This is a genomic window from Bradyrhizobium sp. 2TAF24 (genome assembly GCF_052115025.1).
GTDB lineage: Bacteria > Pseudomonadota > Alphaproteobacteria > Rhizobiales > Xanthobacteraceae > Bradyrhizobium_A.
On record NZ_JBFRFW010000001.1, the window covers coordinates 102951 to 125927 of the forward strand.

Genomic DNA, 22977 nt, shown 5'->3' on the forward strand with positions numbered 1-22977 from the left:
TTGCATCGTCCTGCCGGTGTTGTCAAAACCTTGCCCGGGATCGGCACGAGTTCCAGGGATGGCTGGCGTCGCGGCCGACCGGCAACCGACCGCCACCGCCATGCGCCTCTCGATCAACGGGTCCGCCGATGACCACCTTCACGCTCGCGCACCTGTCCGATCCGCACCTGCCGCCGATGCCCCGCCCGACGCTCGGTGAACTCGCGGGCAAGCGGGTGATCGGCTACGTCAACTGGACGCGCAACCGCCACCGGGTGCATCGCAGCGAGGTGATCGATGCGCTGATCGCCGATCTCAAGGCGCGCCGGCCGGACCATGTCGCCGTTACCGGTGATCTCGTCAACATCGCGCTGCCGGCTGAAATCATGCGCGCGGCCGAATGGCTGCGCTCGGTCGGCAGCACCGATGACGTCACGCTGGTGCCGGGCAACCACGATGCTTATGTCGCCGCCGCCGCCGCCCATGTGGCGCGGGCGTGGGGCGACTACATGCGCGGCGACGACGCGGATGCTGCACACTTTCCCTTCGTGCGGCGGCGCGGCCCGCTGACGCTGATCGGCCTCACCACCGCGGTGCCGACCGCGCCCTTCCGCGCCACCGGACGCCTCGGCCGCACCCAGATCGCCGCGCTCGACGCGCTGCTCGGCAGCCTCGCCGATGACGGCAATTTTCGCGTGCTGCTGCTGCACCATCCGCTGCAATCGGCGCCGCATCGCCGGCATGCGCGGCTGACCGATTCCGCGGCGCTGCGCACCCTGCTCCGCCGCCATGGCGTCGACCTCGTGCTGCACGGCCACGACCACCGCCATGCCGTAACCTACGTCGACGGCCCGCTGACGCGCATTCCGGTGATCGGCGTGCCGTCGGCCTCAGTCGCGGCCGGCAGCCATCGCGAGCCCGCGGCCTACAACCTGTTCGCGATCACGCGCGGCAATGCCGGCTGGCATGTGGAGATGACGACCCGCGGCCTGCGGCACGACGGCATCACAGTGCTGCGCAAGGACGTGCTGCTGTAGGACGGCTTTCCGTTCACACGCTTTGCAGGGCGGCGAGCAGCGCGATGCCGAACAGCACCGCCATGCCGGCAAGAAAGCCGAGCACGAACACCCATACATTCCTGCGCTTCGGGCGGGCTGCAGCGGTCCCCGGCAGAGCTGCGCCGGTGTCGAGCGCCAGCGCCGGCTCGGCATGGCCCGGCAACGGCATGGTGACCAGCGCATGCTCGCGCTCGATCATGCGGCGGGCGACATAGTCGGTCACCGCGTCCACGATCGCCTTCACCTCCAGCGATTCGGCCAGCACGATGCGGCCGAAGCGGGTGTCCTGAACGAAGCGATAGAGCCGTTTGTCGCGCCCCATCACCACATGGGCGACGACATCGACCCACAGCCGCGGCGTGTCGCCGCGGCTGATGCCGCGATCGAACAGATCGACCTCGTCGGGAATCTCGGAAAACAGCGGATCCAGCGCATCGTTGAGAATCTCGAGCCGCGCGACTTCGGCATCGCGCAGCTCGACCACCACCGCGGTGCGGTCGGCGGCTTCGATCCGGGCCCTGCGCAGAGCGTCGCGCAGCCGGGTCTGCCGTGTCTCGCCCGTCATGTCGCTCTCGAGGTTTGGCACGCTCGCGGTCCTTTAGCCTGCATTCGCCCTGGACGCTTAACCTACCAGTAACCATCGGCCCGGCAAAGGGCCGGGAAACAGCCAATCGTCTGAAATCCCTGTCCTAAAATGAGATGACAGCGCCTTTTCCGGGCATCCGGCCCAGGCACGCCGCGGGCCATGCCGGGCCATGAACAAGAACGGCCCCGCCCGCGGGACCGGGCGAGGCCGTGCCTCCTTGGTCGTTTCTTGAGCCCCGGCCAGGCCGGAGGCGAAGCCCTGATCAGGCCATGGCGCGGCGCGGCTCTTCCACGATCGAGAAGCGAACGTTGCAGCGATGCCGGTTCTGCTCCGACAGCGTGCGCCAGGCGTCCTCGGCCTCGCGGCGCGACGGGAACGGACCTTCGACCTGCGCGCTTCCATGCACCAGCGTGTGGAAGTTCAGCGACCGGAATTCACCGCCCACCACCCAGAAATGCGTACCGTGCATGGTCGTACTCCTCTTGGTTCCCTGCGACATTCGTGACAAAGCGCCGCGAAATCTGATCTGTAGATAACGCTGAATCCGAAAGCGGCGCCAGATACCTTGATATCGAACAGTGATGTGATGTAACATTCACACTTGTAACAAAAGTAATATTGTAAATTTTGTAAAATTTACAGCCTTTGACAGGTCGAGGTGACGGCATGGCCGCGGATTCCGGGAAAAAGCTGTTCGTGGGCCCCCGCTTCCGGCGGATCCGCCAGCAGCTGGGGCTGTCGCAGACCCAGATCGCCGAAGGGCTCGGCATCTCGCCGAGCTATGTCAACCTGATCGAGCGCAACCAGCGCCCGGTGACGGCGCAGATCCTGCTGCGCCTCGCGGAAACCTACGACCTCGACCTGCGCGACCTCGCCTCCGCAGACGAGGACCGCTTCTTCGCCGAACTCAACGAGATCTTCTCCGACCCGCTGTTCCGCCAGATCGACCTGCCCAAGCAGGAGCTGCGCGACCTCGCCGAGCTGTGCCCCGGCGTCACCCATGCGCTGCAGCGGCTCTACGCCGCCTACGCCGAGGCGCGCCGCGGCGAGACGCTGGCGGCGGCGCAGTTCGCCGAACGCGACGAAGGCCCGCGCTACGAGGCCAACCCGATCGAGCGGGTGCGCGACCTCATCGAGGCCAACCGCAACTACTTTCCCGAACTGGAGCAGGCGGCCGAAGGCCTGCGCGACGCGCTCGGCGCCACGGCGCAGGAGCTGTTCGCCGCGCTCGGCGCGCGGCTGCGCGAGAAGCACTCGATCACCGTGCGCATCATGCCGATCGACGTGATGCGCGAGACGCTGCGCCGCTTCGACCGTCATCGCCGGCAACTGCTGCTGTCGGAGCTCGTCGACCTGCCGAGCCGCTCGTTCCATCTCGCCTTCCAGACGGCGCTGTCGGAGTTCGGCCCCGTGCTGGAGGCGATCGTCGGCCGCGCCGGGCCGCTCGACGACACCGCGCGGCGGCTCTACCGCATCACGCTCGCCAACTACTTCGCCGCCGCCGCGATGATGCCCTATCAGGAGGTGCACGGCGCGGCCGAGACACTGGGCTACGACGTCCATGTGATCGCGCAACGCTTTGGCGCCAGCTTCGAGCAGGTGTGCCACCGCCTGACCACCCTGCAGCGCCCGAACGCGCGCGGCATTCCGTTCTTCCTGCTGCGCGTCGACAACGCCGGCAACGTCTCCAAGCGCTTCTCGTCCGGCACCTTCCCGTTCTCGAAGTTCGGCGGCACCTGCCCGTTGTGGAACGTGCACTCAACCTTCGACACGCCGGACCGCCTGCTGCGCCAGATCGTCGAGATGCCCGACGGCAGCCGCTATTTCTCGATCGCACAGACCCTGCGCCGCCCGGTGGCGCCCCACCCGCACCTGCAGCCGCGCTTCGCCATCGGGCTCGGCTGCGACATCCGCTACGCCTCGAAGCTCATCTATGCGGTCGGCATGGACCTCGAGAAAGCGCAGGGCACGCCGATCGGCGTCAACTGCCGGCTATGCGAGCGGGAAAACTGCGCCCAGCGCGCCGAACCGCCGCTGACCCGCACCCTGATCCTCGACGAGACCACCCGGCGGATGTCGAGCTTTGCGTTCAGCAATGCGAGGGAGCTGTGAGGCGTGCTCCGCCACATCCCACCGCCGTGACTTTACGGTGACTCCGCACCAGAAATCATCGTTTTGCGCTGAGTGAGACGACACACTGCCCGGAATTCTGCAAAACCGCTCAAGGACATGCGTCGGTTGCGCGGGGATATGATGGGCGTTGGGGGCGGACGGGCGGCGAAACCGCGGGCGGGCTGTAGGCGGTGGTATGCCGCCTGGCTGGGCGGCTCGGCGCTTGCGAGCCTTGCGATCGCATCGCCCGCCACCGCGGACCAGACCTGGATCGGCGCGACGTCCGGCGACTGGTTCACCGGCTCCAACTGGAGCGGCAGCGCGGTCCCGACCGGTGGCGACAACGTCACCATCAATACGACAACGCCGCATACGGCGACGATCGGCCACGGCGGAACGGCGACCGCTGGAGAGCTCACCGTCGGCAACAGCGCGACCGGCACCCTCGCCATCACAGGCGGATCGCAACTGCTCCCCGCCGGCCGCATCTATATCGGGCGCAATGCCGGATCGAGCGGTCTGCTGACACTCGATGGCACAAACACCGCCATTGTGACCGCCAACAACGTTTATCTCGGCTATGACGGCAGTGGCACGCTCGCGATCCGCGGCAGCGCCGGCCTGACGGGCACCTACATGTTGGTCGGCGCCAATGCCGGATCGACCGGTCAGCTGACCGTCGATGGACCGACCTCGCACATCTATTTGAACAACGACCTCCACGTCGGTACAGGCGGCACCGGTACCGCCAGCTTCACCAACGGTGCGACATTGTGGTCGTCGCAGCTCGTCATCGGCACCTCCGCCGGCGCCAATGGCACGGTGACGGTCGACGGCCAGGGAACGACGGTCTCGCCGCAGAACTACATCATTGTCGGCGACGCTGGCACCGGCACATTGAACATCACCCATGGCGGCAGCGTATCCGGCGGCGGTCAGTTCGGGATATCGATCGGCGAATCGGCCGGCGGCGTCGGCACCGTCAACGTCAGCGGCGCGGGATCGACCTTCACGTCCCAATGGTCATTGACCGTCGGCAACTACGGCACCGGCACACTCAATGTCACCAACGGCGGCCAGGCCACGGCCTCCGCCATGTATGTCGGCTTCTCCGCAGGCTCCAGCGGCACCGTGACCATCGGCAGCGGCGGCCAGGCCGGCATCGGCGTCATCTACGTCGGCATGTACCAGGGCGCCTCCGGCACGATGACCATTGCGAGCGGCGGCCAGGCCGCTGTGGGCAGCCTCTTCGTCGGCGCGACCCCCGGCTCCACCGGCGCGCTGACCGTCGACGGCGCCGGATCGATCCTTGCGATCGCCAACAGCCTGGCGACGGGATACATGGGGACAGGAAACACCCAGATCAGCAATGGCGGCCAGATCAAGGCGCTGTCGAGCGCAACCATTCTCGATGTCGGCGTCAACGGATCAGGTACCCTTTCGATCGATGGCGCCGGCTCGAGCCTGAACGCCGCGGGCGCGGAATTGCAGCTCGGGCGCAACGGCGGCTCCGGCACCCTCGCCATCACCCATCGCGGCACGGCGACCGTGGGCACCGCGACCCTCGCCGGTGGCGGCGGCAACAGCGCGATCACGGTCGACGGCGCCGGATCGCAATTCAAGGCCGATACACTGACGCTGGGCGGCAGCGGCACGGGCACGCTGACCGTGTCGAATGGCGGCAACGTCACCACCACCCACGCGATCGCCGTCGGCACGACCAGCACCATCAACATCGGCGCCGCCATTGGCGCGACGCCGACCGGCGCCGGCACCATTGCGGCCCCCGGCATCGACTTCGGCTCGGGCAACGGCACCATCGTGTTCAACCATACGAACGCGAACTATGCCTTCACCACGCCGCTGAGCGGCAGCGGCAATGTCGACGTCGAAGCCGGCACCACGGTGTTCTCGACCACGCAGGGCTACACCGGCGTCACTTTTGTCAACGGCGGCCAACTGATCGTCACCGGCGACATTTCATCGTCCGGCGTGGTGCTGGTCGGCACCGGCGGCACGCTCGGCGGCACCGGCCGCGTGCCGTTCACCCTGCTCGACACTGGCACGCTGGCGCCAGGCGTCGGTAACACGATCGGCACACTGACCGTCAACGACCGCGTGATGTTCTGCGCCTGCAGCACCCTGGCGGTGAAGGTGTCGGCCAGTGGCAGCGACCTCGTGCGGATCGTGCCCGGCAGCCTCAGCAACGGTGATGCCGTCCTCGACGGCACCGTGAAGGTGTCGTCGCCGACGGCGAACTATCGCTTCGGCAAGCCTTATACCATCCTGACCGCCCCGGGCGGCCTCAACGACACCACCTTTGCATCGCTGGTGATCCCTTTCGCCGGCATGAGCGGCCGGCTGAGTTATACCAACACCGACGTGCTGTTGACGCTGACCTCCCAGCTGGCGTCGACGCCGGGACTGAACCGCAACCAGCAGGCCGTCGCCTACACGCTCGACGCCGCCCTCAACGCAGGCGGAGCGAGCGGCGGCCTCGGTGCCCTGTTCGGCGCCCCGGCCGCGTCATTCACGCAGGCCACCGGCGAGAGCGCAACAGGTTCGCAGCAGACGACGTTCAATGCGATGAACGCCTTCCTCGGCGGGCTGCTCGACCATGGCGGCGCCGGCTTCGACGGCGGATCGGGAGGTCCCATCGCCTTTGCCGACAGCAACGCTCTTGGCCGCACGGCGGCGACGCGCGACGCCTACGCCATGATCACCAAGGCGGCACCGACAGCCGAACCGTTCGCCGCGCGCTGGAACGTGTGGGCCGGCGGCTTTGGCGGCAGCCAGACCACCGACGGCAACGCCGTGATCGGCAGCGGCTCGACCACCAGCCGGATCGGCGGCGGCATGGTCGGCGCTGATTATCGGCTGTCGCGCGATACGCTGGTCGGCTTCGCGCTGGCCGGCGGCGGCACCAGCTTCAGCGTCGCCGGCAGCGGCAGCGGCCGCTCCGACCTGTTCCAGGCCGGTGCATTCGTGCGTCATACCATGGGCACGAGCTATCTCACCGCCGCCTTCGCCTATGGCTGGCAGGACATCACCACCGACCGCACCGTGACGCTCGCCGGCGCCGATCGCCTGCAGGCCCGCTTCAACGCCAACGCCTTCTCGGGCCGCATCGAAGGCGGCCGCCGCATCGCGACGCCGTGGTTCGGCCTGACGCCTTACGCAGCGGTGCAGGCCACCGCCTACAACCTGCCGGCCTATGTCGAGCAGACCCAGGCCGGCGCCGGCAGCTTCGCGCTCGCTTACGGCGCGAAGGGGGTCACCGACACCCGCACCGAACTCGGCGTGCGCGTCGACCGCTCCTTCGCGCTGACCACCGCGCTGTTGACGCTGCGCGGCCGCGCCTACTGGGTGCACGACTTCAACCCCGACCGCAGCATCGCGGCGACTTTCCAGACGCTGCCAGGCGCGTCCTTCGTGGTCAATGGCGCGGCACAGGCGCAGAACGCGGCGCTGACCACCGCGGCCGCAGAACTGTCCTGGACAAACGGCTTCTCCGTCGCCGCAACCTTCGAGGGCGAGTTCTCCGAGATCAGCCGCTCCTATGGCGGCAAGGGCACCCTGCGCTACCAGTGGTGAGACCGGCGGGGGCGTCCCGCGCTACTCTTGTGCCGTTCGCCGGGAATGACCGGCCACCCCGCGCAAGCGCTCCGGCCGGCGGCGCAGACCCAGGGATTGATCGGGAACCGGACGGCATCCCGCGCCACCGGCGGCTGCCACACTTTGCCTTCGACGCCGCCCCGGAGTAGTGAGACAGCCGGCACGCCACGGTCCAGATCGTGGCTTCAGCTCGATCACCCCAACCGGACGACACCAGAAGGAGACACTCATGACGGACACCATTGGCATCATCGGCGCCGGAACCATGGGCAACGGCATCGCCCAGGTGTGCGCCGTGGCCGGCCTCAACGTGGTGATGGTCGACATCTCCGACGCGGCGGTGCAGCGCGGCGTGGCGGCGGTGGACGGCAGCTTGGTGCGGCTGATCAAGAAGGACAAGCTCACCGTCGCCGACCGCGATGCCGCGCTCGCCCGCATCACCGCGACCACCGACAAGAGCAAGCTCGCCACCTGCGACCTCGTCATCGAGGCGGCGACCGAGAACGAGGAGCTCAAGGTCAAGATCCTCAAGGACCTCTGCGCGACGCTGAAACCGGAGGCGCTGGTCGCCACCAACACCTCGTCGATCTCGATCACCAAGCTCGCCGCGGCGACCGACCGCCCCGACCGCTTCATCGGCCTGCACTTCTTCAACCCGGTGCCGATGATGGCGTTGCTCGAGCTGATCCGCGGCCTGCAGACCTCCGACGCCACTCACGCCAAGGCGGAAGCATTCGCCAAGCGCATCGGCAAGGTGTCGATCACCGCCAAGAACAGCCCCGGCTTCGCCGTCAACCGCATCCTGTGCCCGATGATCAACGAGGCGATCTTCGCGCTGCAGGAAGGGCTGGCGACGGCGGCCGACATCGACGAGGGCATGAAGCTCGGCTGCAACCACCCGATCGGCCCGCTCGCGCTCGCCGACATGATCGGCCTCGACACCATGCTGTCGGTGATGGACGTGTTCTACAAGGGCTTCAACGATCCGAAGTACCGTGCGGCCCCGCTGCTCAAGGAAATGGTCGACGCCGGTCACCTCGGCCGCAAGACCGGCAAGGGCTTCTACGACTACAGCGCGAAAGCTTAAACGCCCGCGACCAGCCGCGTTGGCAGCTACGCCTGCCAATGCGGCAGCGCAGCGCCAAAATTGCGCCAACCAAAACCGCGCCGCTGCGTTATCCTCTCACCCAGAGGATGCGCACGGTTTCGGCCATGACCACGATCTGGACCTGCAAATCCACCGCCGCTCTCGAACGCGAGGCCTGGGGCCACGACCCCGACGCCGCGGTCAGGCCGTTGCGGCGCACCCTCACCGCCCTCAACCTGATCGCCCTCGGCGTCGGCGGCATCATCGGCGCCGGCATCTTCGTGCTCACCGGACATGCCGCCGCGACCAATGCGGGGCCTGCGGTGACGCTGTCGTACCTGCTCGGCGCGGTGGCCTGCGCCTTCGCCGGGCTGTGCTACGCCGAGATGGCCGCTGCGGTGCCGGTCAGCGGCAGCGCCTACACCTATGCCTACGCAACCCTGGGCGAGCTCGTCGCCTGGATCATCGGCTGGGACCTGATCCTGGAATACGCCGTGGGCGCGATCGCCGTCGCCATCGGCTGGTCGGGCTATGTCGTGAGCTTCACCCGCGATCTCGGCCTTGCCATTCCCGACCGTTTCGCGGCGGCGCCACTCGCCTACGACGCAGCAACCCATAGCTGGTCGGCGACCGGCGCGATCGTCAATCTTCCGGCGATGATCGTCATCGTCGGCATCAGCGCGCTGCTGGTCGGCGGCGCCAGGCAGTCGGCGCGGTTCAGTGGCGTCATGGTGGTGCTCAAGCTCGTGGTGATCGCACTGTTCCTCACCCTTGCCGCACCGGCGGTGAGCAGCGCGAACTGGGTGACGGCGAGCAACCCGGCCGGCGCCTACATCCCGCCGGCGCAGGGTTTTGGCGTGTTCGGCTGGTCCGGCGTGGTGCGCGGCGCCGCGGTCGTGTTCTTCGCCTATATCGGCTTCGACGCGCTCTCGACCGCCGTACAGGAGGCAAAGGCCCCGACCCGCGACGTGCCGATCGGCATCCTCGGCTCGCTGGTGATCTGCACGGGCCTCTACATGGCGGTGGGCTATGTGCTGACCGGCATCGTGCCGTTCGACCGCCTCAACGTGCCGGACCCGATCGCCGTGGGGATCGATGCCGCCGGAGTGCGCTGGCTCGCCCCGTTCATCAAGCTCGGCATCATCTTCGGCCTGACCTCGGTGATCCTGCTGATGCTGCTGGCGCAGCCGCGCATCTTCCGCGCCATGGCCCATGACGGCCTGCTGCCGGCCATCGCGGCCAAAATTCATCCGCGGCTGCACACGCCCTATATCGCGACCATCGCCACCGGCGCCGTCGTCACTGTGCTGGCCGGCCTGCTGCCGATCGGTCTCGTCGGCGAACTCGTCAGCATCGGCACGCTGTTCGCGTTCGTCGTGGTCTCGATCGGCGTGCTGGTGCTGCGCCTCACCGAGCCGACGCTGCCGCGCCCGTTCCGGGCGCCGGCGATCTGGCTGGTCGCCCCCGCCGGCGCACTCACGTCGCTGTTCCTGATGATCGGCCTGCCGCTCGACACCTGGGTGCGGCTCGCCGTGTGGCTAGCCGCCGGCCTTGCGATCTACGCCGTCTATGGCCGGCGACACAGCCGGCTGCGGCGCGACGCCGAGGCAGGGCCCTAGCCCTGCCCTGACATCATGCACAGCCTAGGCCGCCGTCACTTCACCAGCGGACAGCCGCCGTCCTTGAGCGGGCGGAACGCCTCATCGCCCGGCACCTCGGCAAGGATCTTGTAGTAGTCCCATGGCGCCTTGGATTCTTCCGGCTTCTTGACCTGCAGCAGCAGCATGCTGTGCACCATGCGGCCATCCTCGCGCAGGTAGCCGTTGTCGGTGAAGGCGTCGCGCACCGGGATTTCGCGCATCTTCGCCAGCACGGCCCTGGTCTCGGTGGTGCCGGCGGCCTGCACCGCCTTGAGATAGTGCAGCGTGCCGCTGTAGGTCGCCGCCTGGTTCATGGTCGGCATCCGCTTCATGCGCTCGAAGAAGCGCTTGCCGAAGGCGCGGGTGCGCTCGTTCTGGTCCCAGTAATAGGCCTCGGTGACGATCAGCCCCTGGGCGAGCTTGAGCCCGAGGCTGTGGATGTCGGAAATGAACATCACGATGCCGGCGAGGTTCTGGCCGCCGGCGACGATGCCAAATTCCGAGGCCTGCTTGATGGTGTTGATGGTGTCGCCACCGGCATTGGCAAGGCCGATGATCTTGGCTTTGGAGGCCTGGGCCTGCAGCAGGAAGGAGGAGAAGTCCGGCGTGTTGAGCGGCGCACGGGCGCTGCCCAGCACCTTGCCGCCCGCCACCTTCACCACCTCGCTGACGTCGCGCTCGATCGAGTGGCCAAACAGGTAGTCGGCGGTGATGAAGAACCAGCTGTCGCCGCCCTGCCTGACGATGGCGCTGCCGACGGTGTGGGCGTTGGAATAGGTGTCGTAGGTCCAGTGCGCCGTGTAGGGCGAGCAGGACTTGCCGGTGATGTCGGAGCTCGCGGCATCCGTGATGATCATGATCTTCTGGAATTGCTTCGACATTTCCATGCCGGCGAGCGCCGTTGCCGAGGTCGGCATGTCGATGATCATGTCGACGCCTTCGCTCTCGTACCATTTGCGGGTGATCGCGGCAGCGACATCGGCCTTGTTCTGCGCGTCGGCGCTGATCATCTCGATCGGCCGGCCCAGCACGGTGCCCTTGAAGTCCTCGATCGCCATCCTCGCGCCTTCGACATTGCCGGCGCCGCCGATGTCGGAATAGACCGAGTTGAAATCCGTGAGCACGCCGATCTTGATCGGCGCTGCGGGCTGCTGCGCCTGCGCGACCGCGCCAAGACCAACCGACAGGGCGAGCGCCAGCGACGCGGCGGCGCAACCGAAGACTTTCATGAAACCTCCCAGGACGTTATCGTCGACGTTGTCCGCCGATCGGGCCGCAGCATGACGGCGCGGTGACAGCCGCGCAAGGCAGGAGGCTGATTCATCTCGCCGCAGACGCGCCCCGTCCCCGATCCGGATGTCTGCACAGTGGAATTCTTCCGCGAGGACGGGCATCATCACACCGCAGCAGGGCCGGCCAGGCCATGGCAACCAACGGGGCACTTCATGGGGACGTTCTCGCACATCCGGCCGCTCGCGGGGCTCGCCCTGCTCGTGCCGCTCATTGTCGCCGCGCCGGCCGGCGCAGACGGCCTGCGCACCGAGCCGCTGACGCTTCGCACGGCGATTCCCGGCGCCGGCACGGTCGAGCTGGAGGCCATGGTGGTGCGCCCGGACGACGGCGCGCCGCATCCGCTCGCGATCATCAACCACGGCTCGCCGCGAGACGGCAACGACCGGCCCAACATGTCACCGTTCCGGATGTGGGGGCCGGCAAGCATGTTCGCGCGGCGGGGCTGGACGGCGGTGTCTTTCATGCGCCGCGGCTACGGCCTGTCTCAGGGCGGCTGGGCCGAGACCTACGGCTCCTGCTCCCGCCCTGACTACGCCACGGCGGGACTTGCCGGCGCCAGCGACATCGCCGCGGTGGCCCATGCCATGGGCGAGCAGTCTTATGTCAGCAAGGGCCGCTGGATCAGCGTCGGCGTCTCCGCCGGCGGCTTTGCCACGGTGGCGCTGACCTCCATGGCCCCGCAAGGCCTGGTGGCCGCGCTCAGCTTCGCGCCGGGCCGCGGCTCGTCGGGGCCGGACAAGGTGTGCGGGGAGGATCAGCTGATCGCCGCGTACGCCCAGTACGGCAAGACATCGCGCGTGCCGCTGCTGTGGGTGTCGGCCGAGAACGACCATTTCTTCGGACCGCAGCTGACAGCGCGGCTCACAGCCGCCTTCAACACGGCCGGTGGCCACGCCACCTTCGTGCAGACGCCCGCCTTCGGCACCGACGGCCACGAGCTGTTCGGCGCCACGGAGGGCCGCGCCATCTGGGCGCCGATCGTCGACAGCTTCCTCGGCACCAACAACCTCACGCTGCGCGCCACCCCGATCGCGGTGACGCGGCCGAATGTGCCGCCACCTGCGAGCCTCGGTGCCGGTGGCCGCACCGCGTTCAGCAACTATCTCGATAGCGGTCCCAACAAGGCATTCGCCGTCAGCGGCTCGCATTTCGGCTGGGCCAGCGGCCGCCGCTCGCCCGAGCAGGCGCGCGAGGATGCGCTGGGATTCTGCAACGGCAACGCCGAAGGCTGTACGGTTGTCAACGTCAACGACCGTCCGGCAGCCCCTGAATCGTCTAACGATGCACGATCAGGACAAGTCCGGATACGATAGCAAAGCCAAGCACGAACAGCCGCAGGCGCTGCCGATCGAGCAGCGCATGCGCAAAGCGGCTGCAGGCGATCCCCAGCACCAGCGCCGGCAGCAGCAGCAGTGATGCGCCGGCCTGCCACCACGCCAGCCGCCCGCTCGCGGCGAGCAACAGCAGCGAGAAAACCTCGCCGATCAGGAAGCACAACGCGACATTGGCGCGCAGCTGCGCGGCACTGTGGTGCTGGTAGACCAGCGCCAGCGGCGGACCGCCGATCCCGGTCGCTGTTTCGGTAACCCCGGTGACCAGGCCCGCGGCCAGGAAGGCGGGGCGGGAGGGTGCGAACTTCGGCGCCAGCAGCGAGGCAACCGCCGCCAGCAACGTGGCGGCGCCGACCAGCAGGTTGAGCAACGCCGACGACACCGCGACCAGGATCCAGTAGCCGGCGAAGGTGCCGGCGGTACGCCCGGCGGTGATCCAGCCGGTGCCGAACCAGTCCACCGCACGACGCTCGCGCCAGGCGACGAAGGCGTTGAGCGGCAGCATCAGCAGCAACAATCCGCCAGGCAGAAATGTCGGCGCAACCAGGGCCATCACCGGCGCGACGATGAGCGCGAAGCCGACGCCGATCGCCGCCTGTACGAAGCCGGCGACCGCGACCACCACGGCGATCAGTGCAAGCAGACCGAGGCTCACACCCCGCTCCGTGCCGTGGTGGCCGCGCGGTGGCGGCCGGAGGTCGGGTGCACGCGCCTGATCGGCGCCCGCGCCACCGTGCGCTGCGCCGCGGCCGTGACCTCGCGCATCAGCGCGCGGCCGTCCCAGTCCACCGGCCAGCCTTCCCACAGCCGCAACTGGCCACCGACCATGACCGCGACGATCTGGTCACGGTTGCCGAACCGCACCAGCTCCCAGGTCAAATCCCACGATGGCGCGAACTCCGGCGTCTCGATATCGATGAGCAGGCAGTCGGCGGCGAGCCCCGGCGCAATCTGTCCGGTGACCGCGCCGAGCCCGATCGCCGCGGCGCCCGCGCCACAGGCGTGGTCGAGCCAGGTCCAGCCCCCGCCGCAGGACGAATCGCCGATCGACAGGCCGAAGGCGTAGCGCTGCGCGGCTTCCGCGGCATCGAGCAGGCGGAAGGCGTCGCTGCGGGTGCCGTCGGTGCCGAGACCGAAGCGGATGCCCATGGCGTCCATCAGCACCGCGGGCGCGACCGCGTTGCCCTTCCACGCCGACGCCACCGGATTGTAGGCGACCGCCGCATCGGTGCTGCGCAGCATGGCGAGTTCGGCCGGGGTGATCAGCGTTGCATGGGCGAGCAGCATCTGCGGGCCGAGCGCGCCGATGTGATGCAAATGCTCGATCGGGCGCAGACCACGGTCGACCAGCGAGCGCTCCACCGCCACCAGATGCTCGTTGACATGGGTCTGGAACACGACCCCCGCCTCGGCCGACAGCGCCGACACATCGCGCAGCATGCCGTCGGTCGCGACCTCCGGGATCGACACCGCGAGCGAGGGATGGACCAGCGCATGGCCGTGCCAGCGCGCCAGATGGGCGTGTGCCTGCTTCATCACCGCTGCGGCATCGCGGCCGAGGTCGTTGCAGATGAAGCCGAGCACACAGCGCAGCCCTGCCTCCGCCGTCGCGCGCGCCACCGCCGACGCATCGCCTTCGGCCCGCGTGCCGGCGTCGACCACCGTGGTGAAGCCGCCGCGCAGGGATTCCAGCGCGGCCGCCTTGCTGGAGAGGTAGACCATCTCCTCGTCGAGCACGCCCTCCATCGGCACCCAGATGCGACGGAAGATTTCCGACGGCTCACCGAACGCCAGCGCCTTGCCGAAAGTCTGGGTGAGATGGTGGTGGGCGTCGATGAAGCCCGGCATCAGCAGCATGCCCGGCAGCTCGATGGCTTTCAGATGCGGGTACCGCGCGGCCAGTGCGTCGGCCGGACCGACGTCGCGGAAGACGCCGTCGGCGATCACCACGGCATGGCCGGCGACCGGCCCGTCGGGCAGCATCAGCTGCCCCGGCGCCAGCAGCAGTTGGTCGGCCTGCAGCAGATAAGGAGCAAGATCGGTCATGGTCAGGGCCTTCCCGGCTATCGGCCTGTCACGCCGGCGAGACGTCGGCCGGCGCCGCATCGGCGGCGACGGGCGTCGGCTGCGACGTCCGCGACATGTTGAAGGCGATGTTGAGCAGCACCGCGGTGATGGTGCCGGCGGCGAGGCCGTTGCCCAGCACCATCTGCACATAGAACGGGAACTTGCTGTAGACGCCGTTGACGAGGATCGGCAGCAGGCCCATGGCGAGGCCGGCAGCAAGCGTGAACAGGTTGCCGTGGTCACGCAGGTCGACCTTGCGCAACTGATCGATGCCCATCACCGCGATGATGCAGAACACGATCACCGCCGTGCCGCCGACCACCGCGCCGGGAATGGCATTGATCAGCCGGCCGAGCGGCGCGAACAGCGCCAGCGCGATGAGAATGACGCCGCTCGCCGCCGTGACATAGCGCGAGCGTACCCCGGTGGCGCGCACGACGCCGATGTTCTCGCCGGAGGTGATGATCAGCGACGTGCCGAGACAACCGCCGAGCAGCGACACCAGGGCGTCGCCGCGGATGGTCTTGGGCACCTCGGTGCGCACGTCGATGTCCTTGTCCACCGCCTCGGCGATCGCCACGGTCTGCCCCGTCGCCTCGGCCATGGAGATGACGCTGAACACCAGCAGCGGGATTGCCGCGACGAGGTCGAACTTGGGCACGCCGAACGGAAACAGCGAGGGCACGCTGAGCATGTCACCCGACCACACCGAGCCGAACGACATCAGCCCGGCAAGCGCGGCGACAGCGGTGCCGGCGAGGAGGCCGAACAGCACCGCGAGCTGGCCGAGCAGGCCGTGGAACAGACGCGCGAACAGCAGGGTGAAAGCCACGGTAGCCAGCGCCAGCAGCACGTTCGACGGCGCGGCGAAGTTCGGCGAGTTGGGCGCGCCGGTGACGATGCCGCCATAGACCTTGACGAGGTTGATCGCGACCAGCAGCAGCATGGTGCCGATCACGATCTTGGGAAAGAAGCGCAGGCAGCGCGCGAACACCGGCAGCACCAGGAAGTAGAACAGGCCGGTGAGCAGCACCGCGCCGACCGCCGTCTGCAGATCGGTCTGCTGCGCCGTGGTCAGGAAGATCACCACCGGCGCGCCGCCCGGCACCATGATGAACGGCAGCCGCGCCCCGATCCTGAGCGGGCCAAAGCTCTGCAGCAGCGTGCCGATGCCGCACACCAGGAAGGTGGCGCTGATCAGGTTCAGCGTCAGCGCCGGCGAGAAATCGAGCGCCCGCGCCACCAGGAATACCGAGGTGATCGGCGACGCCGCCATCACCAGCACATGCTGCAGACCGAGCAGCACCAGACGCCGCAACGGAAGCACCTCGTCAACAGGAAGGGTCTTTACCGCCATCATCATTCCTCCCGGAATGGACGCCGCCCCCGCGTTCCGCGGCAGACGATCGGCCGATGAATTCATTAAATCGATTTAATACGATAAAAATGAGCTATATTGGGGGACGCTGTCAACCGCCTTGTTGCCCATTCTCCCGGCGATCGCTGCTGATCGAGGAAGCTTTTGCCGGGCAAAATGGCATTATAAGCCTGCGAATCCCAAGCCGAAGGCCCGCCATGCTCAAGCGCCGCCCCCGAATCGTCGACGTCGCCAAGGCCGCGGGTGTCTCGCCCGGCACGGTCTCCAACGTGCTCAACCGCACCCGGCCGGTCGACGACGCCACCCGTGAGAAGGTGATCGCGGCTGTGGCCCGGCTCGGCTACACGCCGGACGTGCGGGCGCAGCGGCTGCGCACCGGCCGCGCCGCCACCATCGCCATCCTCTCCTCGATGCCGTTCGCCATCGCGGCAGGCCCGTCGCGGCTCGGTTTCCTCATGGAAGTCGCCGCAGCCGCCGCTGCGGTGGCGCTGGAGCGCGGTGTCGCGCTGGTGCTGGTGCCGCCGGTGGAGAGCAATCGCGCGCCGATCGAGCAGCTCGATGTCAGCGGCGTCATCGTGGTCGAGCCGCTTGCGGACGATCCGGAAGTCGCACGGCTGCGCACCCGCGACATCCCCGTGGTCAGCATCGGCCGCCAGCCGGGCGCGCCGGAGCAGCCCTTCGTGGACCTGCAATCGACGCTGACGGCACAGCTGATGCTCGACCATCTGCGCGAACGCGGCAGCCGCCGCACCGCGCTCATCGTCGGCGCACAGCCACGCAACTCCTACCGCGAGACCGAAGCGGCCTACGACGCTTTCATCCGTCGTCACCGCATGCCGAAGCGGCTGCTGCAGCTCGACGAAACTGCCGGCGCCGCGGCGGCCCGCACCGCCTGCCTGCGGCTGCTGACGGAGGATCCGGACATCGACGCGCTGTGCGTGCCGGTCGATGCCTTCGCCACAGGCGCGCTGCAGGCGGCGCACGATCTCGGCCGCAGGGTGCCCGAGAGCCTGCGCATCGCGACGCGCTATGACGGCCTGCGCGCCCGCGAGAGCCGGCCGCAGCTCACCGCGGTGAACCTGCATCTCGACGCGGTCGCAGCCGCCGCCGTGCACCTGCTGCTCGACGTCATGGCGGGCACGACGGCCGACCTGTCGCGCAAGGGCCCGGCACCAACACTGATCGCGCGGGAATCGTCGCAGTAGCTTCGGTGCTCAGTGCACCGCATCCATCTCCAGCGTGGCATGCAGCAGGTAGCGCAGGGGGCCGGGCGCAACGGCATCGAACGGCCAGCATGTCGACAGCGCCAGCGCGTAGCCGGACGCCAGCGGATCGATACCGGTGGCATCGAAGCGCACGACGGTCGCAGCGTCGGCGTGGTAACGGAAGACGCGGCCATCGCCACGCGTCACCACGATGACATCGCCGGGCCTCACATCCCTCAGGAAGGCGAAGTGGGTGTCGCGGTGCGCGGCATAGACCGCAACACCGCGCTCGCCGGCGTCCGGCGTCCGCTCGACATGTCCGGGGCCGAACGCCAGCGCCTGGCCGCTGCTGCCGGCCAGCACGATGACGCTGGCGCCGAGGCGCGGCACCGTCAGCCGCGCCACCGGCCAGGTGTCGGCCCACGGCCATGGTCGGGTCACCTGCCCTGTCGCCACCGTCGTCGCGAACGCGCGCTCCAGCAGCACCTGCGCCAGCAGCGCCTTGGCATGGATCCAGAGACCGTTGCCGACGAGGGCGAGCCCCGCGAGCGCGAACAACGCGGCCACCAGCCGGCGCATGGTCATCGCCGCCTTCCAACTCCTGCGCGCCGCAGCCGTGATCGTAGCGGAGGTCATGTGGTCGTCTCCATGTCGACATGTCCATCCATCACCGACGTCATTCCGGGGCGCCGCCAAGCGGCGTCCGGAATGACGTCGGGACTAGAACAGGCGCGCGCGGCCGGGGCACCGCGCGCGCCGTGGCAGGAGGCGGGGACACTCCTCCTTCCGATATCCGTCGTCAGTGGGCGAAACGCTGGCGGCGGACCACGAGGCACAGACTGAGCATGAGCAGCACGCTGCCGGCGATCATATCGAGCTCCGCGGGCGTCGCGGTCTGCGGCAACTTCACGGCGCTTGGCGGCGCGGGAAGCAGCGGACGCGCATCCGCCAGGCGGACGGCACCGGCATCGGCGCGGCGCCCGGCCGGCTGCGACGGACGCCGCGCGCGCTCACCGAATACCTTGGCGAAGTCCCAGCCCGCCGGCAGGTTGATCGGCAGCTCGGCGAGGGTCAGCGGCGCGCCGTCGGGACGGCTCGGCGTCTGGTCCACCGCAACGAGACTGGTGAGGCGCGACACCAGCTGGTGCTCGAGGGCCAGCGACAGGATCGCCATGTCCGCATCCTCCGGCTTGATCTGACGCAGCGTACGGGCGATCTCCGCGTCGGCGATCTTGCGCCGCGCCCACACTTTCGACAGGCCCCTGCCCTCGGCCGCATTGGCGAGCGGCAGTGTTACGCTCCAGGGGCGATCGCCGACACGTCCCCTGATCTGGAGATTGCCGACAAGACGGTCGATCCGCGCGGCAAGCACCAGCGGCTCACCGCGATAGACGTCGGGAATCGCCATCGGCGTGATGTCGGCCACCGCATCGGAGAAGGTTGCGGTCAGCCCGGTGACCGCGGGATTCTCCAACTTGGCGAAAAGCTCCCGCATGCGGTCCTCGACCTCGGCGACGGACCCGATGTGGGTGAAGGTGCCACGGCCGAGTTCCGCCGCCCGCGTCATCAGGTAGCTGTTGGGCGCCGAGCCGATGCCGACCATGAAGACCCGCGAACGGCCACGCATCTGGCTGATGGTGTCAAACAGCTGCTGTTCGTTGCCGATCGCACCGTCGGTGAGGAAGACGACCTGCCGGACGTGGTCGGCCTCACCCGCGGCACGATCGGTCAGTGCAGCGGCCATCGCCGGCACCATCTCGGTGCCACCCGCCGCCTGCAGCGCATAGACAAACGCCTTCGCCTGACCGAGATGACCGGCATCGGCACGCACTGCGTCAGGGAAGAGCTGGTCCATGGTGTGATCGAAGCGAATGACGTTGAACCGATCGTTCGGCTGCAGCCGGCCGAGCGCATAGAGCAGGCTCGCCTTGGCCTGCACGATCGAGATGCCGCCCATCGATCCGGAATTGTCGATGACGAAGATCACCTCACGCGGCAGCGGGTGCTGCTCGGCCTGGGTCAGCGCCGGCGGCGTGACGAACGCCAACAGATAATCGGCGTTACCGACATGCTCACGGAACAGACCGACCGACGGGGTGCGGCCTGCCGCAGGAGCCCAGGTCAGTTCGAAGTCGCGATCTGCGGGCACGGCGCCCTCCTTGAGCGTGATGATGCGAGTCGCGTCGTCCGGGGCGTCCATCGTCACCTCGTGATGGGCGCTCTCCACTGCGCCGAGGGGAAAGCCCGCCTGCAAGCGCACGGTGATGGTGGTGGGATTGACCGGCGCGCTGACCGCTGGATCGAGAGCTTGCGGCGACGGCGGGGCCTGATCGCCTGCGGAGTTCGTCGCCGCGCCCCAGCCGCCCCCGTCGGGACGCAGGTCGACGCTCTGCGCCACCGGCGCAGGATTGTAGCGCGGGCCGATCACCAGCGGCACGCGCAGCGAGAACTCGTCGCCGGACTGGCGCACCGGCTCCTGGTACTCGATCTGCACCAGCACGGTTTCGCCGGGGCCGATGTTGGCCACCGCATTGGTGAAGATGTTGGGGCGCTCCTGCTCGACCAGCGCGGCCTTGTGGCCCTCGCGCTTCGCCTGCTCGTACACCGCGCGCGCCTGTACCCGCTCCTTGACGTTGCCGACGATGACACGGTCGCCGACCACCATCTTCAGGGTATCAACTGCGCCGGCGTTCGGCAGCGGATAGGCATATACGGCCTCGACCCAGTACTTTGTCGGATTGCGGAAGGCCTGGGTGACCCGCGCACGCACCGTCGGACCGGACACGACAAGCTCGACGTCGAGACCGAGGCGCACGGCCTCGGCGTAACTGTCGTCGCCGCGCTTGAGCAGCAGTGAGCCCGCGTGGACATCACCGGGCTTCATGGCCACCGGCATCGGGCTTTGCGCCGAGCGGCCGGGCTGAAAGCCAAGGAAGAGTGCCGCGAGCCCGGCCAGCATGGCGGCGCCCATCCGCGGAACGCGTCCGCGCCGGACCACCGCAGCGGCAGCGCTCGGGAGATGAAGGATGGCGACATTATTGTGGAGCGTCATGGCGTGCATTCCGTGAGCAACATAGTCGCATGCAGTTGTCCATGGCTGCCGCCGCGCCGCGAGCGTGATGATCCGGATAGTTCCGCCGTGGCGCGGTGCGGGGCTGCACAGACGGCTGGCGGGTTTATGCGGGTTTGTGCTGATTTGTGTGTCTGATAGAATCTCCGCCGGATTCGGGGATCAGGGCATGGCGATGACTGACAACGAACTGTCGGCGCAGCAGAGCCGCGCCGTCGCAGCGCTGGTGCGCGAGGAGCTCGCACGCCGCCGCCTGTCGCGCCAGCAGCTCGCAGAGCTTGCGAAAATCAGCCTCTCCACCTTGGAGAAGGCGCTCGGCGGCCAACGCCCGTTCACCCTCGCCACCACCGTGCGCCTCGAACAGGCGCTCGGACTGTCGCTGCGCCAGGCGATGGCCCAGGAGGCCAGGGCTGCGCCGCCGCCGGCCAACGGCGACGTCGCGCCCGACCATCTCGGCGCGTATTCGCGGCGCTCCGTCGACTGGATCGAGGGGCAGTATGTCACGGTGCGGCCGTCATTCGGCGGCGACGCCGAGCTGATCTACTCCTACCTTACCGACATCGCCTGGGATGCCGCGTCATCCTGTCTCCTGTTCCGCGAAGGCGAGCGCACCGACGCGGCCTACACCCAGTTCGGCGAGGTCGCGGTGCCGAACCAGTCGGGCCATGTCTATCTCGTCACCAACCGCCACGGCCAGCACCGACTGATCACGGTGTCGCGCCCGACCATCGTCGGCGAGATGTACGGCATCATCACGACGCTGCTCGCCGGCCGCGGCTCGTTGCTGACACCGATCGCCGCGCCGATCGCACTGCTGCCGCTCCGGCACGTCGCCGATGCGAGCTTCGGCCGCATCACCCCCGCAGATCCGCATTACGCCCTCTACCGCAGCCACCTGCAGCGCACCGTCGAGGAGCCTTTCGCGCTGTTCGCCGGACGCTAGGGCTGCGGGGAGCACGAGTCAGCGAAAATAGTCCGGCAGGGTGAAGCCGTCGTGGAAGCGGTCGGCCCGGATCGTCTGCTTGAAGCCGTCGGAATGATAGGCGGCGACGATGTCGCCCGCCCACTCCGCATCGGCGTTGCCGCGGCGCACGGCGACGACATTGATGTAGGGCGCGCCCATCTTCTCGAGGGCAATTGCCTCGGTCAGCTTCAGGCCGCTGTAGATGGCGAAATTTCCCTGCACCGCAGCATAGTCGACGTCGTCGAGAGCGCGCGGCGCCTGGGCATTCTCGAGCGGCACGATCTTGATGCCGCTGGGGTTCTTGATGACGTCGAGTTCGGTGACATCGACCGGATTGTTGTCCTTGATCTCGATCCACTTGAGGTCGCGCAGGATCCACAGTGCGCGCTGCAGGTTAACCGGATCGTTCGGCACCGCGACCGTCATGCCCGGCTTTACCGCCGCATCGCGCGAATGCTTCTTCGAATACAGCCCCATCGGCGGCGTCGGCACCTGGACGATCCCGGCGAGATCGGTGCCGTTGCGCGCGTTGTAGGCGTTGAGGAACACCGTGTGCTGCATGATGTTGGCGTCGATATCGTTGCGAAACACCGCGGTGTTCGCCTCCAGCCCGGTCGAAAACTCGTAGTAGCGCACCGTATAGCCCTTCTTCTTCAGTTCCGGCTCGATGCCGGCCTTGAAGCCGTCGACATAGGGACCGGGCACGAAGCCGACCTTGATCTCGGCCTTGGCAGCATCGCGCGCGGCCACGGGGCTCGACGCATTCAGAACAGCAAACAGGAACAACAACAGCAGACGCGCCGTCTTCGGCATGATCGATTCTCGAATGAAGGGATGATTGCAGGCGATGAAGTCGGCAAAAGTGTAGGGCAACGCACGTGCAAGTCGACCAAATGGAAATCTAAATTTGTCCCGCAGGGTAGATAAATCGGCGCGCTTATGTTGGAGTGACGGAAGATGTTGATCTCTTGCTGCTCCGGCGGTGACATTCAGTCACATCAGGATATTTCAAGACCTGCCGGATAGCGGCAGCATTCGAAACACCAGGGGAACGTTTGATGTCGAGATCCTTTGCCGCCATGCTGGCTCTGCTCACCGCCCTTGTCGTCTCGCTGTCATCGGCGCATGGCCAGACGCCAACGCCGGATACCGAGGCCGCAGCGCGCGAGCTGGTCAGCACCATGAAGCTCACCGATCAATTCATGGCGGTGATGCCGGCCCTCATCAAGACCATGAAGCCGGCCATCGTGCAGAACCGCCCCAATGTCGAACGCGATTTCGACGCCATCACCCCGATCCTGATGCAGGGCATGGCGGCCCATCTGGACGAGTTCGCGAACGCTGTCGTAGCGGTCTATGTCAGCAATTTCACCGCCGACGAACTGCGTGCCGCCACGGCGTTCTATCGCACGCCGGCCGGACAGAAGTTCCTGGCAAAGAACCCGCTGGTGATGCAGCAGACGATGGTGCTCGGCCAGAAGATCGGTCAGTCGATCGGAGCCGACATCCGACAGAAGATGATCGACGAATTGCGCAAGAAGGGCCACTCGATATAGTGCACGCCGCCGCCCTGCTCCCCGCCTCTTAACGCT

18 protein-coding genes are annotated in these 22977 nt (G+C 67.8%); 9 read left to right on the forward strand and 9 right to left on the reverse strand.

The genetic code is table 11. The annotated features are described in order from the left end of the window. The first annotated feature begins 128 nt into the window (after nt 1-128). Complete coding sequence (locus AB4Z37_RS00480; RefSeq protein ID WP_441514713.1) at nt 129-1016, forward strand: metallophosphoesterase family protein; 888 nt, start codon at nt 129-131, stop codon at nt 1014-1016. A gap of 13 nt (nt 1017-1029) precedes the next feature. Here the strand turns inward: AB4Z37_RS00480 and AB4Z37_RS00485 are convergent, their stop codons facing one another. Next, complete coding sequence (locus AB4Z37_RS00485) at nt 1030-1602, reverse strand: hypothetical protein (protein WP_441514714.1); 573 nt, start codon at nt 1600-1602, stop codon at nt 1030-1032. A 283-nt stretch (nt 1603-1885) separates the two neighbouring features. After that, nucleotides 1886-2092, reverse strand: a complete 207-nt coding sequence (locus tag AB4Z37_RS00490; RefSeq protein WP_441514715.1) for a DUF4170 domain-containing protein — start codon at nt 2090-2092, stop codon at nt 1886-1888. Nucleotides 2093-2289: 197 nt separating this feature from the next. Here AB4Z37_RS00490 and AB4Z37_RS00495 point away from each other — a divergent pair, with 197 nt between their 5' ends. The 4 genes from AB4Z37_RS00495 to AB4Z37_RS00510 all read left to right on the forward strand — a co-directional run bounded on the left by AB4Z37_RS00495 (nt 2290) and on the right by AB4Z37_RS00510 (nt 10056). Beyond that, nucleotides 2290-3735 (forward strand): helix-turn-helix domain-containing protein, encoded by a 1446-nt coding sequence (locus AB4Z37_RS00495; protein ID WP_441514716.1) that lies wholly within the window; start codon nt 2290-2292, stop codon nt 3733-3735. A gap of 141 nt (nt 3736-3876) precedes the next feature. Continuing rightward, entirely contained in the window at nt 3877-7329 is a 3453-nt protein-coding gene (locus tag AB4Z37_RS00500) for an autotransporter outer membrane beta-barrel domain-containing protein (protein ID WP_441514717.1), read from the forward strand. Between the two features lie 250 nt (nt 7330-7579). Continuing rightward, nucleotides 7580-8437, forward strand: coding sequence for a 3-hydroxybutyryl-CoA dehydrogenase (locus AB4Z37_RS00505; RefSeq protein WP_441514718.1), 858 nt, complete (start codon nt 7580-7582; stop codon nt 8435-8437). Nucleotides 8438-8562: 125 nt separating this feature from the next. Then, nucleotides 8563-10056, forward strand: coding sequence for an amino acid permease (locus tag AB4Z37_RS00510; RefSeq protein WP_441514719.1), 1494 nt, complete (start codon nt 8563-8565; stop codon nt 10054-10056). 35 nt (nt 10057-10091) lie between these two features. On the opposite strand, the gene AB4Z37_RS00515 is transcribed toward AB4Z37_RS00510, so the two are convergent. Further along, nucleotides 10092-11306 (reverse strand): ABC transporter substrate-binding protein, encoded by a 1215-nt coding sequence (locus tag AB4Z37_RS00515; RefSeq protein WP_441514720.1) that lies wholly within the window; start codon nt 11304-11306, stop codon nt 10092-10094. Nucleotides 11307-11522: 216 nt separating this feature from the next. On the opposite strand from AB4Z37_RS00515, the gene AB4Z37_RS00520 reads away from it, so the two are divergent. Beyond that, nucleotides 11523-12683, forward strand: a complete 1161-nt coding sequence (locus tag AB4Z37_RS00520) for an alpha/beta hydrolase family protein (RefSeq protein ID WP_441514721.1) — start codon at nt 11523-11525, stop codon at nt 12681-12683. Here AB4Z37_RS00520 and AB4Z37_RS00525 read toward each other — a convergent pair. Genes AB4Z37_RS00525 through AB4Z37_RS00535 form a run of 3 tightly spaced genes read right to left on the reverse strand, consistent with a single transcriptional unit; the run spans nt 12646 to nt 16125 of the window. Then, nucleotides 12646-13356: a sulfite exporter TauE/SafE family protein gene (locus tag AB4Z37_RS00525; protein ID WP_441514722.1), complete on the reverse strand. Its 711-nt coding sequence runs from the start codon at nt 13354-13356 to the stop codon at nt 12646-12648. The genes AB4Z37_RS00520 and AB4Z37_RS00525 overlap by 38 nt on opposite strands. Further along, nucleotides 13353-14747: an amidohydrolase family protein gene (locus AB4Z37_RS00530; protein ID WP_441514723.1), complete on the reverse strand. Its 1395-nt coding sequence runs from the start codon at nt 14745-14747 to the stop codon at nt 13353-13355. Before AB4Z37_RS00530 ends, AB4Z37_RS00525 begins: the two co-directional genes overlap by 4 nt. Nucleotides 14748-14775: 28 nt before the next feature. Continuing rightward, entirely contained in the window at nt 14776-16125 is a 1350-nt protein-coding gene (locus AB4Z37_RS00535) for a uracil-xanthine permease family protein (RefSeq protein WP_441514724.1), read from the reverse strand. Nucleotides 16126-16343: 218 nt separating this feature from the next. Between AB4Z37_RS00535 and AB4Z37_RS00540 the strand changes: the two genes are divergently transcribed. Further along, on the forward strand, nt 16344-17351 hold the full coding sequence (locus tag AB4Z37_RS00540) for a substrate-binding domain-containing protein (RefSeq protein ID WP_441514725.1): 1008 nt from the start codon (nt 16344-16346) through the stop codon (nt 17349-17351). 9 nt (nt 17352-17360) lie between these two features. On the opposite strand, the gene AB4Z37_RS00545 is transcribed toward AB4Z37_RS00540, so the two are convergent. Together AB4Z37_RS00545 and AB4Z37_RS00550 are read right to left on the reverse strand one after the other, a co-directional pair. After that, nucleotides 17361-17930 carry a class GN sortase gene (locus AB4Z37_RS00545; protein WP_441515226.1) on the reverse strand — a complete coding sequence of 190 codons (570 nt, stop codon included), beginning with the start codon at nt 17928-17930 and terminating at the stop codon, nt 17361-17363. A gap of 220 nt (nt 17931-18150) precedes the next feature. After that, complete coding sequence (locus tag AB4Z37_RS00550) at nt 18151-20403, reverse strand: marine proteobacterial sortase target protein (protein ID WP_441514726.1); 2253 nt, start codon at nt 20401-20403, stop codon at nt 18151-18153. Nucleotides 20404-20590: 187 nt separating this feature from the next. Between AB4Z37_RS00550 and AB4Z37_RS00555 the strand changes: the two genes are divergently transcribed. Then, complete coding sequence (locus AB4Z37_RS00555; protein WP_441514727.1) at nt 20591-21364, forward strand: helix-turn-helix domain-containing protein; 774 nt, start codon at nt 20591-20593, stop codon at nt 21362-21364. Nucleotides 21365-21382: 18 nt separating this feature from the next. On the opposite strand, the gene AB4Z37_RS00560 is transcribed toward AB4Z37_RS00555, so the two are convergent. Continuing rightward, the gene (locus tag AB4Z37_RS00560; RefSeq protein WP_441514728.1) at nt 21383-22198 is read right to left on the reverse strand and encodes a MetQ/NlpA family ABC transporter substrate-binding protein; all 816 of its coding nucleotides are present in this window, start codon (nt 22196-22198) and stop codon (nt 21383-21385) included. 245 nt (nt 22199-22443) lie between these two features. Here AB4Z37_RS00560 and AB4Z37_RS00565 point away from each other — a divergent pair, with 245 nt between their 5' ends. After that, nucleotides 22444-22941: a DUF2059 domain-containing protein gene (locus tag AB4Z37_RS00565; protein WP_441514729.1), complete on the forward strand. Its 498-nt coding sequence runs from the start codon at nt 22444-22446 to the stop codon at nt 22939-22941. Nucleotides 22942-22977: the final 36 nt, after the last annotated feature.